Annotated in this window: 10 protein-coding genes; 8 read left to right on the top strand and 2 right to left on the bottom strand. The window is 70.7% G+C overall.

What is annotated here, in order from left to right; all coding sequences use genetic code 11:
* Positions 1–363 precede the first annotated feature (363 nt).
* Both ACFX59_RS13355 and ACFX59_RS13350 read right to left on the bottom strand, forming a co-directional pair.
* Positions 364–1,719, bottom strand: coding sequence for a sensor histidine kinase (locus tag ACFX59_RS13355; protein WP_387432767.1), 1,356 nt, complete (start codon positions 1,717–1,719; stop codon positions 364–366).
* Positions 1,716–2,396 carry a response regulator transcription factor gene (locus tag ACFX59_RS13350; protein ID WP_387432766.1) on the bottom strand — a complete coding sequence of 227 codons (681 nt, stop codon included), beginning with the start codon at positions 2,394–2,396 and terminating at the stop codon, positions 1,716–1,718. The genes ACFX59_RS13355 and ACFX59_RS13350 overlap by 4 nt, the downstream gene beginning before the upstream one ends.
* A gap of 219 nt (positions 2,397–2,615) precedes the next feature.
* Between ACFX59_RS13350 and ACFX59_RS13345 the strand changes: the two genes are divergently transcribed.
* The 8 genes from ACFX59_RS13345 to pelF are packed head-to-tail and all read left to right on the top strand — an operon-like array spanning position 2,616 to position 14,774.
* The gene (locus ACFX59_RS13345; protein ID WP_387432765.1) at positions 2,616–5,978 is read left to right on the top strand and encodes a M10 family metallopeptidase C-terminal domain-containing protein; all 3,363 of its coding nucleotides are present in this window, start codon (positions 2,616–2,618) and stop codon (positions 5,976–5,978) included.
* A 21-nt stretch (positions 5,979–5,999) separates the two neighbouring features.
* Positions 6,000–7,397, top strand: a complete 1,398-nt coding sequence (pelG, locus tag ACFX59_RS13340; RefSeq protein ID WP_387432763.1) for an exopolysaccharide Pel transporter PelG — start codon at positions 6,000–6,002, stop codon at positions 7,395–7,397.
* A complete protein-coding gene (locus tag ACFX59_RS13335) occupies positions 7,397–8,278 on the top strand; it encodes an endo alpha-1,4 polygalactosaminidase (RefSeq protein WP_387432800.1) in 882 nt (293 codons plus the stop codon). The genes pelG and ACFX59_RS13335 overlap by 1 nt, the downstream gene beginning before the upstream one ends.
* Positions 8,275–9,990: a hypothetical protein gene (locus ACFX59_RS13330; protein ID WP_387432761.1), complete on the top strand. Its 1,716-nt coding sequence runs from the start codon at positions 8,275–8,277 to the stop codon at positions 9,988–9,990. Before ACFX59_RS13335 ends, ACFX59_RS13330 begins: the two co-directional genes overlap by 4 nt.
* A complete protein-coding gene (locus ACFX59_RS13325) occupies positions 9,987–11,477 on the top strand; it encodes a hypothetical protein (RefSeq protein WP_387432760.1) in 1,491 nt (496 codons plus the stop codon). The genes ACFX59_RS13330 and ACFX59_RS13325 overlap by 4 nt, the downstream gene beginning before the upstream one ends.
* The gene (locus ACFX59_RS13320; RefSeq protein WP_387432759.1) at positions 11,474–12,421 is read left to right on the top strand and encodes a hypothetical protein; all 948 of its coding nucleotides are present in this window, start codon (positions 11,474–11,476) and stop codon (positions 12,419–12,421) included. Before ACFX59_RS13325 ends, ACFX59_RS13320 begins: the two co-directional genes overlap by 4 nt.
* Positions 12,418–13,290 carry a hypothetical protein gene (locus ACFX59_RS13315; protein ID WP_387432758.1) on the top strand — a complete coding sequence of 291 codons (873 nt, stop codon included), beginning with the start codon at positions 12,418–12,420 and terminating at the stop codon, positions 13,288–13,290. The genes ACFX59_RS13320 and ACFX59_RS13315 overlap by 4 nt, the downstream gene beginning before the upstream one ends.
* Positions 13,287–14,774 carry a GT4 family glycosyltransferase PelF gene (gene pelF, locus ACFX59_RS13310; RefSeq protein ID WP_387432757.1) on the top strand — a complete coding sequence of 496 codons (1,488 nt, stop codon included), beginning with the start codon at positions 13,287–13,289 and terminating at the stop codon, positions 14,772–14,774. The genes ACFX59_RS13315 and pelF overlap by 4 nt, the downstream gene beginning before the upstream one ends.
* Positions 14,775–14,778: the final 4 nt, after the last annotated feature.

The raw sequence follows: 14,778 nt of genomic DNA, 5'->3' as shown, positions 1-14,778 counted from the left end.
GATTCCCTTACCCTCGACTATGGGGCCGTCCTTCGGGGCGGCCCCTTTTTTTGGAAGTACGGCAAGGCCGATCGACATTCAGCGACACCTTTCCGTCCCTCGCCCCTCGCAGAGGGGAGAGGGTTGCGCAGACTTGGCCTTTGCGAGAGCAAAGGCTTAGTCGGAGCTGGGTGAGGGGTGGGCGCTCGCCAAGCGAGCGCGCGAGCCTTTGGGCTCGCTCGACCCCTCACCCTAGCTGCGCTAGCCAGCAGGCTGGCAAGCTTCGCTAACCCTCTCCCCTGTCCAGGGGAGAGGGGAAGAAGAGGTAATCTCGAATGTCGGTCGGCCCTAGCGGCACCGGCCCGCGAGTTTCCAGGCGCACTCTCAGGCTATGGGCAACCACAACGACACGACCAGTCCCGGTCCGGCATCGCCCAGCTCCAGCCGCCCGCGATGCAGCCGCGCAATGGCATCGACCAGGGGTAGGCCCAGGCCATGGCCCGCTTGCGCCCGCGAACCGTCCAGCCGCCCGAAGCGCCGCAGCGCCAGCGGCCGGTCTTCGGGGCGGATGCCGGGGCCGTCATCGGCGATGCGCAGCACCGGGCCGGGGTCCAGCCGGACGCGGATCGTGCCATGGGGTGCGCCATATTTGATCGCATTGCCGATCAGGTTGACCATCGCCTGGATCAGCAGCTGCCGGTCGCCGACGAAGCCCGCCGGGCGCGCGGCGGTCTCGACCGTCAGCCTGTGCCCGGCTTCCTCGGCGACCGGGATCATCATCGTCGCGCTATCCTCGACCAAGGCGGCCAGGTCGATCGCGGCGAAGCCCGCCTGGCGGTGGCCCGCCTCGATCTCGGCGATGCGCAGCAGCGCGGCGAACATGGCGAGCAGCGCGTCGCATTGCGCCAGCGCGGCGGTCGCCCGCCCGGCCTGGACGGGGTCGGCGGTGTCCTCGACCATCTCCGCCAGTTGCGCGCGCAGCCGCGCCAACGGGGTGCGCAGGTCATGGGCGATGTCGTTGGACACGCCGCGCAACCCCTCCATCAGCTCGCCGATCCGGTCGAGCATCCGGTTGAAGGCGTCGGCCTGGCGGTCGAACTCGTCCGCCGATCCGGTCACCGGCACGCGGTGGCGGACATTCCCTGCGATGATCGCATCGACGGTGCGGCGCAGATCGCGGATCCGCCGCCCGACCAGCAGCGAAAAGGCCAGCCCCCCGCCCAGCACGATCAGCACGATCGACCCGAACCCGACCAGATAGATGCGCGTCCGCGTCGCGCGATAGCTGTCGAACGGCTCGGTTTCGACCGCCACGACCAGGCGGCGTCCCTCGCCCGCATCGCGGACCAGCGCGCGGCCATGCGACAGCCCGGCGATGCCGTCATGCTGGCGCAGGTTGGAGCGCCCGATCGGCAGCGCGCGGCTGAGCGTGATGTTGCCGCCCAGCGTATGGCCGTCGGGGGCGATCAGCGACAGGCCGATATCGCCCGTATCCCGCTGCCGCGACAGGGCGGCGATGCGCGCCAGCAATATGGGGGTGGGGATCACCCCTTCGCCCGGATCGCGCTCCAGCACCAGATCGCCCGCAATGTCGATCCGGCGGTCGACCAGTTCCGCCACCGCGACCCGGCTCGCCGCGAAGATCGACACGCCGGTGCCCAGCGTCGCGACCAGGAACAGCAGCAGGACGCCGATGGTCAGCCCGCGCAGCGACAGCCGCCGGATCGCGCGTTCGATCATGGCCGCATCGAATAGCCGATCCCGCGCACCGTCTCGATCGGGTCGCTGCCGCCCTGTTCGGTCAGCTTGATGCGCAGGCGGCGGATATAGACGTCGACGATGTTCGTCTCCGGCTCGAAATCATAGCCCCAGACCCGCTCGATCAGCATGGCGCGGGTCAGTACCTCGCCCGCATGGCGCGCCAGTTCGGCCAGCAGCTTCAGCTCCAGATTGGCCAGCGTCACCGGCTGTCCGCCGCGCCACGCGCGAAAGCTGGTCGGGCTGACCACGATATCCCCGGCGCGGATCGTGTCGCTCTCGCTCGTCGTCCAGCGGCGGCCGCGCAGCACCGCGCCCAGCCGGGCGTTCAACTCCTGCGCATCGACCGGCTTGACGACATAGTCGTCCGCGCCGGCCTCCAGCCCCTCGACCTTGTCCGAGGCCATCGACAAGGCGGTCAGCATGATGACCGGCACGGTGATCCCGCGCGCGCGCATCGTCTCCACCACCGACAGCCCGTCGAGCCGGGGCATCATCCGGTCGAGGATCACCGCGTCATATTGTTCGCGGTCGAGCGTGGCGAGCGCCTGTCGCCCGTCGCCGACATGCTCGACCCGGTGATCCAGCGCATGCAGCGCCCGGACCAGATGGTCCGCATATTCGACATCGTCCTCGACGAGGAGCAGGTGCAGGCTCATTCGAGTCTTTCCAAAAACCAGACGGGCTTTTGCCCTATCGAGCAAAATTGTGCTGGCAAGATCGTCCCGTCCGTATCGCTGTGGAACAGGCGGGACAAAGGCGGCGCGGACTCCGTCATATCGCCGCGCGTCCCCCGCGCGTACGAGCCGGACTAACACAGGCGAACCATGCCCGCCGGACGGGGCGTCATGGGGGCCGCGGGGGACAACGGGGAAATCATGGCGACGACACCGATCAACGTGGATGGCGACCTGTCCGACTGGAACGCGGCCGACCGCATCGATACCGGGCTGGGCGACGGCTATTCCATCTATGCCAGGAGCGACGGCAGCGACTTCGTCTTCGCGATGACCGCGCCGATGGCGATCGGGGCCAATACCACCGCGTGGCTGAACACCGATCGCAACGCCGCGACCGGATATCAGGTGTTCGGCTTTGCGGGCGGCGCCGAATACAACATCAACTTCAACGCCGACGGCACCGTCTCGCTCTATCAGGGCGGCGCGGGCGAGACGCTGGTGATGGCGGGGTTGCAGGCGGCGTGGTCGGCGGACCGCAAGACGGTCGAGTTCCGCGTGCCCAAGGCCGCGATCGGCAATCCGCAGGCGATCGACACGCTCTATGACGTGAACGACCAGGTCTTCCTGCCCGGCAATTATTCGGCCAAGCCCTTCACCGTCTTCAACGACACCGGCATCGTCGCCGACCCCTCGCACCGCATCGCCATCGTCTGGTCCGAGACGACGGCCAACGCCTATTTCAGCAAGACCGCCTATTCGCAGCTGTTCATGGCCGCGCAGAGCCAGGCGATGCAGGCGGGCACCCCCTTCGACATCATCACCGAAGACGACCTGACCAACCTGTCGACGCTGGCCAAGTACGACTCGATCGTCTTCCCTTCGTTCCGCAACGTCCAGGCGGACAAGGTGGACGCCATCGCCCACACGCTGGAACAGGCGACCAGGCAGTTCGGCATCGGCCTGATCGCGGCGGGCGAGTTCATGACCAACGCCGCCGACGGCACCGCGCTGGCGGGCGACAGCTATGCGCGGATGAAGCTGCTGTTCGACGCGACCCGCGTGACCGGCGGCTGGCCCGCCGACGTGACGATCAAGGCGGCCGACGCCAATCACAGCGTGCTCGACGGCTATGCCACCGGCGAGACGATCCGCGACTATAAGGGCGTCGGCTGGAACGCCTTCACCAGCGTCAGCGGCACCGGCGAGACGATCGCGACCCAGACCGTGAACGGCCAGGACTATGCCGCCGCCATCGCGACGAAGACCGGCGGCCGCAACGTCATCTTCTCGACCGAAGCGGCGATGGCCGACGACAATCTGCTGCAAAAGGCGATCAGCTATTCGGTGAATGGCTCGGCCAGCACCGGCGGGCTGAAGGTCGGGCTCCAGATGACCCGCGACGCCGGGCTGTTTGCGAGCCGCGTTGACATGGACCAGAGCCAATATTCGGACGAGGTGAGGCCCGAGGACGGATCGGCCGGCATCTATACCAAGCTGCTGCCCATCCTCGACCAGTGGAAGTCGCTCTATAATTTCGTCGGCAGCTATTACGTCAATATCGGCAACGACCCGGCGCAGCAGCGTTCGACCGACTGGTCGGTCTCCGCGCCGATCTATGCCAGGATGATGGCGGCGGGCAACGAGATCGGGCTGCACAGCTATACCCATCCCGAGGACACCAATGTCCTGACCGCCGAACAGATCGCCTATGAGTTCGGGGCCGAGCGCGCCGAGCTGGAAAAGCAGATGAGCGCCTATCTGGGCCGTCAGGTGTCGCTGGGCGGCGCGGCGGTGCCCGGCGCGCCCGAGACGATCGCGACCAGCCAGGAGATCATGAAGCATGTCTCCTATCTGTCGGGCGGCTATACCGGCGTGGGCGCGGGCTATCCCAACGCCTTCGGCTATCAGACGCCGGGCAATGCGGCGGACGGCAAGGTGTATCTGGCGCCGAACACCATGTTCGACTTCTCGCTGATCGAATTCCAGAAGAAGACGGTCGCCGAAGCGGAGGCGGAGTGGGCCAGGGAGCTGGCCTCGCTGACCTCGCATGCCGATGCGCCGGTCATCGTGTGGCCGTGGCATGATTACGGCCCCGCCATGTGGACCGGCGATGCCGCGCAGGCGAGCCCCTATGTCACGTCGATGTTCACCAACTTCATCGCCAAGGCGGCCGCCGCCGGGGTCGAGTTCGTGACGCTGGCCGATCTGGCGGGCCGCATCTCGGCCTTCCACAAGGCGTCGATCACGACCAGCGTATCGGGCGACACGATCACCGCCACCGTCTCCTCGACCGAGGGGCTGGGCACCTTCGCGCTCGACGTCGACGGGCAGAAGGCGGGGCAGGTCATCAAGGGCGTGGCGGGCTGGTACGCCTATGACGCCGACAAGGTGTTCCTGCCAAAGTCGGGCGGCACCTATACCATCACCATGGGCCAGGCGGCGGACGATGTGACCCACATCACCGACCTGCCGATGCGCGCCTCGCTGATCTCGCTGAGCGGCGACGGCCGAGACCTGAGCTTCTCGGTCGAGGGCGAGGGCAAGGTCGTGATCGACCTGAAGGCGCCGGGCACCGACTGGACCACGGTCAAGGGCGCGACCGTGACCAGCCTGGTCGGCGAGATACTGACGCTCGACATCGGGTCGATCGGCCAGCACGACGTGACGATCGGCCATGTCGCCAATAGCGGCCCGACCATCACCGCGTTCGGCAGCGCCGATACGGCCAGGCTGTCGATCGCCGAGAACGGCACCGCGGTCGCGACGATTACCGCGACCGATGCCGACATCCCGCTGGGCGACAGCGTGCATTATGCCATCGCGCAGGGCGGCGACGGCGCGGCCTTCACCATCGACGCGACGACCGGCGTGCTGAAGTTCGTGAACGCGCCGGATTATGAGAATCCGACCGACGCGAACCACGACAATGTCTATGACGTCACCGTGCTGGCGATCGATTCGAAGGGCGCGGTCGACACCCAGACGCTGTCGGTCGGCGTCACCGACGTGGTGGGCATCACCAGGACGGGTACGATCTTCAACGACACGATCAACGGCACGGGCGAACAGGACGTGCTGGACGGCGGCTGGGGCAATGACGTGCTCAACGGGCTGGGTGGGAACGACAAGCTGGTCGGCGGGCTGGGCAACGACAGGCTCAATGGCGGCGACGGCGACGACCTGCTGATCGGTGGCTGGGGCAAGGACGTCCTGACCGGCGGTGCGGGCAAGGACGTGTTCCGCTTCGAATCCACGTTGGACAGCCTGGCCTTGTTGCAGCGCGACGTCATCACCGATTTCCGTTCGGGCGAGGACAAGATCGACCTGTCGGCGATCGATGCCAACACCTCGCTGTTCGCCAGGGGGGATCAGGCCTTCACCCTGCTGACCACGCCGGGGGCCAGGTTCACCCGCGCGGCCCAGCTTCGCTTCAGCTACCAGATGATCGACGGCAAGGAATATACCATCGTCGAGGGCAATACCGACGCGCTCGCGCTGGCCGATTTCTCGATCGCGCTGCTTGGCCATCACACCCTGACCGCGAACGACTTTTATTTATAATTGAGGGCTAAAGCCGCCATCATGGCGGGCATAGGTTTCCAACTGGCCAGGATGGCGCGCGAAGGCGGGGTCGGCGGTATCGCCGGTGCCGCGCTTCACGGTGCCGTCATCAGCGCGGGGCCATGGCTGATCACCGCGATCGCGGTGGCGCTGCTCCAGCATTGGGCGCCGCAGGCGATCGGGGCGGCCGATGCGCGCATGGTGCGCACCGTCCTGATCTATGGCTTCAGCCTGTCGGCGCTGACCGCCGGGCCGATCGCGATCCTGGCGACGCGGCTGGTCGCCGACCGGCTGTTCGCGCGCGATGCCGGGGGCGTGCCGGGCATCCTGCTGGTCGCGCTGGCGGCCGGGGGCGGGGCGGCGATGGTCATGGGCGCGGTGGTCTTTGGCGGGCTGGCCGGGCTGCCGCTCGGGCAGGCGGCACTGGCCAGCCTGTTGCTCGCCTGGCTGACCCAGATCTGGATCGTCGCGCCGATGCTGACCGCGCTGCGCCATTATCGCGCGGTGCCGGTCGCCTATCTGATCGGGATCGGCGTCGTCGCGCTCCTGCTGGCCGCCTGGCCTGCGCCGAACGGGACGATCGTGCTGGCCGGAGTTACCGGGGGCACGGGGGTGACGCTGGGCGCGATCATGCTGCTGCTTCGTCGCTATTTCACCGCGCCGCCGGTCATGCCCTCGCGCGAGCTGATCGCATGGCGGCTGGCGCTGATCGTGGCGGCGGCGGGGCTGGCGGGAGCGGTGGCGCTGTGGATCGACAAATGGCTGCTCTGGGGCGGACCGGCCAGCGTCGCGATGCTGGGGCGGTTGCGGCTGAACCCGATCAACGATGCGGGCAGCTTCCTGGGCCTGCTGACGCTGGTGCCCGGCCTGACCCTGTTGCTGATCGTCAGCGAGACGCGGTTCGATCAGGCGTTCGGCAATCTGATGGCGCGGTGCACCGGCACTTCGACGCTGGCGCGGATCGAGGAGGCGCGGGCCGAACTGATCGAGACGCTGTTCGACGGCCTGCGCCTGCTGGTGCTGATCCAGGCGCTGGTCGCCGCGCTGGCCTGGGTGCTGGCGGTGCCGCTGTTCGAGCTGATCGGCGCGGACCCGCGCGGCATCTTCGCCTTTCGCCACAGCGCGGCGGGGGCGGTGTTCCATCTGGTCGCGATCGGCGCGACCATCGTCCTGTCCTATTACGACCTGTTCGCGCGGGTGGTGCTGATCTGGACCAGCTTCGCGTTGGCGAGCGCGCTGGCGGTCTGGCTGCATTGGGATGCGGGCTATGCCGCTTTCGGCTGGGGCTATATGGCCGGGGCGATCGTCGCGGCGTCGGTCGGAATCGCGCTGGTCGCCGATGCCACGATCCGCCTGGTGTATCTGCTGTTCGTCGGTAACAACCCCGCCGTGGTCGGGTGCGAGGGACGGTGGGCGTGATGAACGGAATGGCGGCGATGGTGGGTCGGCGCGCGATGCTCGTGCTGGGGGCGGGCGCGCTGGGGCTGACGGTCGCCGGGCGGCAGGCCGGTCGGGGCGATGGCGGCGCGCCCTGGCGCTGGGGCGTCGATTACGGACCCGCGACCGATCCGGTGCTGGCCCGGCAGCTCGACCTGCTGGTGCTCGAGCCGGATCACCCCCGCGCGATCGACCGGCTGCGCGGTCCCGGCGGCCTGTTGCTCGGCTATGTCAGCCTGGGCGAGGTGCAGAAGGCACGCCCCTATTTCGCCGCGCTCGACCGTGCCGGAGCGCTGCGCGCGCCCAACCCGCATTGGCCGGAGGCGCGGCATGCCGATCTGCGCCATCCCGCCTGGCGTGCCGCGCTGCTCGATAGCGTCGTCCCGGCGATTCTGGCGCGCGGCTATGACGGAATCTTCATGGATACGCTCGACAATGCCGAGGCGATGGAACGGGCGGACCCGATAGGCGGCAAGGGCATGGTGGCGGCGGGCGCGGCGCTGGTCGCGGCACTGCGCGCGCGCTTTCCGGGGATCCGGCTGATGCTGAACCGGGGCTATGCCGCCTTGCCCGAGGTCGCGCCGCATATCGACTATCTGCTGGGTGAATCCATGGCCTCGCGCTGGAGCTTCGCGGACAAGCGGTACGAGATGCTGTCGGACAGCGACTGGGCCTGGCAGGCCGCGCGGCTCCGCGCCGCCAAGGCGCGCCATCCCGACCTGGTTCTGACCACGCTGGACTATTGGGACCCGGCGGACACGCGCACCGTCGCGGCGCTCTATGCGCGGGAGCGGGCGGCGGGCTTCAGCCCCTATGTCGCGACGCTGGCGCTCGACCATCTGGTGGCGGAGCCGGCGGGATGAGGCGCCAGTCGTCGCAGCGCTGGATGGCGGTCGCGCTGCCCGTCGGGGCGGGTGTGTCGGTCCTGGCGCTCGGCCTGTTCCTGATGCCCAGCGCGCGCGAGGTGGAGCAGACCGCACGCCGCGCCGCACCGCCGCTGCCCCCGGTCGCATCGCCCGCGCCGCCCCCCGCACCCGCGCCGCCCTCGGCGGCGCCCCATCCCGAACTGGCCGCCATGCTGCCGACCGCCGATGCCCCGACGCTCGCGCGGCTGACCCGGACGCTGATCGAGGGGGGCGTGGCGACCAGCAGCCTGCAGGTCGCCTATGACCTGGTCGCCGCCGGGCGTCCGGCGGTCGCCATCGCCTATCTGGCGGCGCGCCCCGATGGCGCGACCCCCGCGACCTGGGCCTTTCGGGTCGAGACGCTGCGCAAGCTCGGCCGCCGCGCCGAGGCGGAGGCGCTGCTGGCCGAGGCGGTGCGCAGGCCCATCGGGGTCGCGCCGCCCGCGATCGTCGCGGCGGGCTATGCGCTCGATCGTCCCGACCTGCTGGTCGCTGCCGTCCGTTCGGGCGCGATCCCGCCGCCCGATGCCCGGCTGGCGCATGATCTCGCCCAGCGTGCCGAGGCGCAGGGGCATGGCGACTGGATCGTGCAGCTCGACCAGGCGGGGGCGGCCGACTGGCGCGCGGCTGATCCCTGGCTGGCGCTGCGGGTCGCCCAGCGTATCGGCGACCGTGTCGCCGCCGAGCGTGCCATCGCGGCCTTGCCCGCCGCCGAGCGTGACGGCGCGCGGGCCGACTGGCTGACCCGCACCGGCGACCGGGCGGGGCTGCGCCGGATGCTGCTGGCGCGGGCGGCGCAGCCCGGTGCCGATCTGCCCGACCTGGCCGAGCGGTTGCTGGCGCTGGGCGCGCGCGACGATGCGATCGCGTTGCTGCGTCGCGCCGTCGCCGGACAGTCGCCCGCCGCGCCCGAGGGGCAGCGGCTGCTCTATCTGATGGGGCCGCGCCCCGCCCCAGCGGATCGCGAGTGGTTGCGCCAACAGGCGCTCTCCGGCCCGGCGGACGAACAGGGCCGCTGGCTGGCCGCCTATGCCGAGCGCGACGCGCCCGCCGCCGCGCTGGCCTTTGTCCAGCGGCATCCGCTGGCGGCGCGGACCGATATCGCGCTACTGCGGCTGGGTCTGGCACAGGCGGCGGGGGAGCGCGGCGCGGCGCGCGCGGCGATGGCGACGCTGCTCGACGGACGGACGCTCGATCCGGCCACGCTGCGGCGGGTTTCGGCATGGGCCGGGGGGCTGGAGCCGAGCCAGGCACGGACGCTTGCCGAGCGGCGGGTCGCGGCCGGGATGGCGGGGCCGCGCGACCGGCTCGATCTGGCCTGGGCGGCGTGGAATGCGGGGGATGCGGCGCGCACCCGCGACCTGCTGCGCGACCATCTGGCCGAGACGCCGGGCGATCTGTCGGCCTTGCGGCTGATGGCGGACGCGCAAGCCCTGCTGGGCGGCGCCGCGGCGGCGCGGCCCTGGCTGCAACGGGCGCTGGCGCAGGCCCCGGCCGGGCGGGCGCGGGCCGAGCTGCTCGACCGGCTGGGCCGTCGTGGCGAGGCGCTGGCGCTGGTGACGGACCTACGTCGTGCCGCGCCGCGCGACACCGAACTGGCGGCGCTTCAGGCGCGGCTGCTGATCGCCTCGGGCCAGCCGGGGCACGCGCGGGCGGTGCTGACGCCGTGACCCTGGACGACCTCGCGGCGAACGGCGGTGCGCCCATGCCCCAGCTGGTGGTGCCCGACACGGTCTTTATCGATCGCCGCATCGTCGCGCCGGGCGAACCGCATCTGGTCTGGCCCGCCGGGGTCGCGCTGTCGCTGGAGCGGAGCGGGGGCGAACTGGTCGTCCGCTATGACCGCCCGCCGAGCGAACAGGCGATCCGGGACTTTCGCGAGGCGGCGGGCGACATGCTGGGCGATCTGCGCTGGAATGACGTCACGCTGGTGCTGCGCCCGGCGGCGGGATGGCGGATGGATGCGCGGGTCGTCGGCCCGGCGCTGATCGTCGGCTTCGCGCTGATCGCCGCCGACACCGACGACGCCCAGGCCGCGCCCGCCGACCCGGCGCGCGAGCTGGCCCATGCCGCGATCGAGGCCGATCTGGCGGCGGGCTATCCGGGGCGCGGTCGCCGCCAGGCCCAGGCGCTGCTCGCCCGCGATCCCGGCGATACCCGCGCCGCACGCCTGCTGGCCGATGCGCGCGCGATCGATGGCGACGCGGCCGGCGCGGCGCGCGGCTATCGCGCCCTGGGTGCCGATGACAGGAGCGCCCGGCGGACTATCGCGGCGGGGGGCAGCACCGCCGCCATGGGGCTGGTCGCGCGCGAGGGCGGCGATCTGGGACAGGTCGAGGCCAGCCTGCGCGCCGATGTTCCCGTCGCCGATGCGGTCGCGATGGGCGGCGGCCTGCGGCACTTGCAAAGCCGGGTCGATACGCCCGATGGGCGGCGGGACCGGGCGGCGACGGTGGCGGATGCCAGCCTGGCGGTCGCGCTGGGCGATGCGGCGCGATTGCAGCTTCTGGCCTCGGCCGCGCTCGACGACGGCGTGACCGGCGGCGGCGCGCGGATCACCTATGGCCCGGCCGAGGCGCAATGGCGGCTGACCCTGACCCGCCACATGCCCGACTATGCCACCCCCGCGCAGGTGCTGGCGGGCGGCTATCTCTCGCGCGCGGCGCTGGGTGCGACCTATCGCCTAAGCTCGGGGCTGGTGGCGCAGGGCGAGGTGGGGCTCAACCGCTACGGCCTGGCCGGTGAACGCGCGGCGAGCGACACGGTGACGCTGGCCGCCGGGCTCGAATATCTGATCCGCCGCCGCTATCCGCTGCTCGGCCTCAGCTACCGGGTGGAGGCCGAATATGTCCGCCGCGCGCTGCTGGACGCAGATGGTGCGATGGCGATCCCGCTGGCGGATCGCGAGAATCACACGGTGCAGGCGATGCTGGGCGAGGCGGTGGGCGCGGTGCAGCTGACCGGGCTGGCGGGATGGACGGTCGACCGTTTCGGCGGCGACGGCCCCAATGCCAGCCTGGCGCTCGCCGCGCCGATCGGGCTGGTCTGGCGCGTCGAGGCGTCGGGCGGGCTGACCTCGATCAGCCGACCGGGCTTTTCGGGACAGCAGCTGTTCGGCCGCGCCGTCCTGACGCGCAGCCTGGGACGGCCCCGGTGAGCGCGGCGACGACCGAAGAGGCGCGCGATCCTGTCCGCCGACCCGGCTGGCGACGGGGGCTGCGCATCCTGGGCGAGATCGCGCTGGCGTTCGGCGCGCTCGCATTGCTCGACCATCTGCTGACCGGGGGGACGGGCTTTGCCGATGTGCGGCCCAGCCCCTATTGGATCCCGGTGCTGGTCATGGCGCTGGTCTATGGCACCGGGGCGGGGGTCGTCGCGGCGGCGACGGCCTCGGCGCTGTGGCTGGTCGCGGCGCATGGCGACGGGACCGAGCGCGACTATCTTGACATGCTGTTGCACCTGTCGCTGCCGCCCCTGCTCTGGGGGATCGTCGCGGTCGCGGTGGGCGAGGCGACGCTGGTCCGCAAGCGGCGCTATAGCCGGGCGGAGCGGCGCGCGGCGCAGGCGACGCGCGATATCGGGCGGCTGACCGACGCGCATGAGCGGCTGACGCGCACCAATCGCGCGCTGCAACGCCGGGTCGCCTCCGACCCGCGCACCATGGGCCATGTCGTCGCGGTCGCCACCCGGCTGGCGGCGAAGGACGCGGCGGAGCGGTGCGCGGCGATCGCGCAGCTGATCGCGCTGGCGGCGCGCAGCGAGGATTTCGCCGTCTATTGCATCGTCGGCGACGGGGCGCTGGTCTGGCTGCGCGGCGCGGCGGTGCAGGGGCACAGTTCGGGCCGTCCCGACAGCCTGTCCCCCGCCATGGTGGAGGCGCTCGCGGGGGACGACCGCATCCGCCATGTCGCGCGCCGCGCCGATCGCACCCGGCTGGCCGGGCTGGGCGTCGCGGCGGTGCCGTTGAAGGGCGAGCGCGGCGCCGTCATCGGCCTGCTGCTGTTCCACACCATCCCGATCGAGGCATTCAACGCGCATCGCATGGCCGAGCTGACCGAGATCGGAGCCTGGCTGGCCCCGCTGATGGACGGATCGGCGTGACCCAGCGTTACTCCGCGCTCGCCATTCTGGACCTGGCATGGATCGTCCTCGTCATGGCCTTTGTCCCGGCGGGCGGGGCGGGGGTGGCGATTACGCTGTTTGGTCATGCCGTGCTGACCCTGATTACCTATGTCGTCTGGCTTCGGTCCGATCCGCATGGCGGCTATGCGGCGGCGATATTAGGGCTGGGCGGGCCGGTCGGGCTGATGCTGGGGCAGGGGCTGGGCCGAGTAGGTGAGCGATGGGCGACGGGCAGCGCGTGGCATGACCGGCTCGACCGCATGTTCGGCGCGCGTGCGGTGCCCGCGCGGCGGCGCGGCGCGGCGCTGGAGATGGCGCGGCTGCTCGACGGGCGGGTCTATCATCCCGCCCCCGAACGGCTCGATTCGCTGCACGGCGTCCTGCGCCATGGTCCGGTTGCCGCACGTCGCCGCGCGCTGGAGACGGTGGTCCGCGCCTTCGAGCCGGGTCTGTCGCCGCTGGTCGCGCAGATGCTTAACGATCCCGACCAGACCATCCGCGCGCTCGCCGCCGCCGCCTCGGCGCGGATCGTCCAGAACCTGATCGAGCAGCGCGCCGTGCTGGAGGCGCGGGTGGCGAGTGGCGATAGCCAGGCAGCGGTGACGCTCGCCCGGTTGCTGGCCGAGCATGGCCGCGCCAACCGCCTGTTGTCGGATACCCAGCGCCAGCATCTGTGCGCGGATGCGGCCACGCTGCTGCGCGCCCATGGCCTGGGTGCGGAGGCCGATGCGCTGGCGATCGAGGCGGCATGGGCGGCGCAGGATTATGCCGCGATCGACCGGCTTCACGCGATGGCCGGTGAATCGGACGACGATGCCCTGTGGTGGCGGATGGAGGCGGCGCGATGACCCGCATGGGCGAGGCCGACGATTTGGACGCCGATGTCTGTCTGATCGTCGAGGGCGCCTATCCTTACGTCATCGGCGGCGTGTCGGGCTGGCTTCAGGACCTGATCGCCCATCTGCCCGAGATCCGCTTCGCCATCGTCGCGATCAAGGCGGGGCCCGCCGCGCTGCCGTTCCGGATCGCCCCGCCGCCCAATGTCGTGATGGTCCGCGAGATCGGCCTGGCCCCCGCCGCCGCCGCGCCGCGCGCCATCCCCAACCGGGTCGCGACCCGGATCGCCGAGGCGCTGATGGCCTTTGTCGCGACCGGCGAGCGGGCGGCGATCGCCACCCTGCTCGACCTGTTCGCCGGGCTGGACCCGATGCCCGAGCCCGGCGACATATTGGCGCATCCCGCGACCTTCCAGCGGTTGCAGCGCCATTACCGCGCCATCCTGCCGCGCGCGTCCTTCCACCATTATTTCTGGGCGATGCGCACGCTGCTCGGCGGGCTGCTCGCGGTGCTGATCGCGCCCCTGCCGCGTGCGCGGGTCTATCACACCATCTCGACCGGCTTTGCGGGCCTGCTGGCGGCGCGTGCGGCGCAGGCGACGGGGCGGCCCGCCTTCATCACCGAACATGGCATCTATCTGCTCGAACGGCAGATCGAGGTGATGATGGCCGAGTGGATCGGCGACCAGATCGACACCGGGCTGGAGCTGGAGCGCAGCGTGCGCGACCTGCGCGACCTGTGGGTGCGCGCTTTCACCAGCTATGCCGAGGCTTGCTACGCCGCCTGCGACCCGATCGTGGCGCTTTATGGCGAGAACAACGCGGTACAGCGGCGGCTGGGCGCAGGCGCGGAGCGGGTGCGGGCGATCCCCAACGGCGTCGATGTGCGGCGCTTCGCGCACCTGTCCGACCGGCGCGACCCCGCCCGGCCGGTCGTCGCGCTGCTGGGCCGGGTGGTGCCGATCAAGGACGTGAAGACCTATATCCGCGCCGCCGCCATCGTCCACGCCGGGCGCCCCGACATCCGCTTCGTCGTGCTGGGCCCGGAGGATGAAGATCCCGAATATGCCGCCGAATGCACCGCCCTGGTCGCCGAACTGGGGCTGGGCGAGGCGCTGACCTTCGAGGGGCGGGTCAAGATCGAGGACTGGATGATGCGGATCGACCTGCTGGTCCTGACCAGCCTGTCCGAGGCGCAGCCGCTGGTCATCCTGGAGGGAGGCGCCTGCGGCATCCCGGTCGTCGCGCCCGATGTCGGCAGTTGTCGCGAGATGATCGAGGGGCGCGGCGGCGCGGATAGCGGCCATGGCGGCATCGTCACTCCGCTGGTCAACCCCGCCGCCACCGCGCAGGCGATCCGGCGGATCATGGACGATCCCGACCTGCGCACCCGGATGGGCGAGACGATGCGCGAGCGCGTGGTGCGCGATTACGACCATCCGGCGATCATCGGGGCCTATCGGCAGTTATACGGGGAACTCGCGGCGAGGAAATAAGCCC

Origin of the sequence: Sphingomonas sp. NCPPB 2930, assembly GCF_042867205.1 — a bacterium.
Taxonomy (GTDB): Bacteria; Pseudomonadota; Alphaproteobacteria; order Sphingomonadales; family Sphingomonadaceae; genus Sphingomonas.
This window is presented reverse-complemented; position numbering and strand designations above follow the sequence as displayed.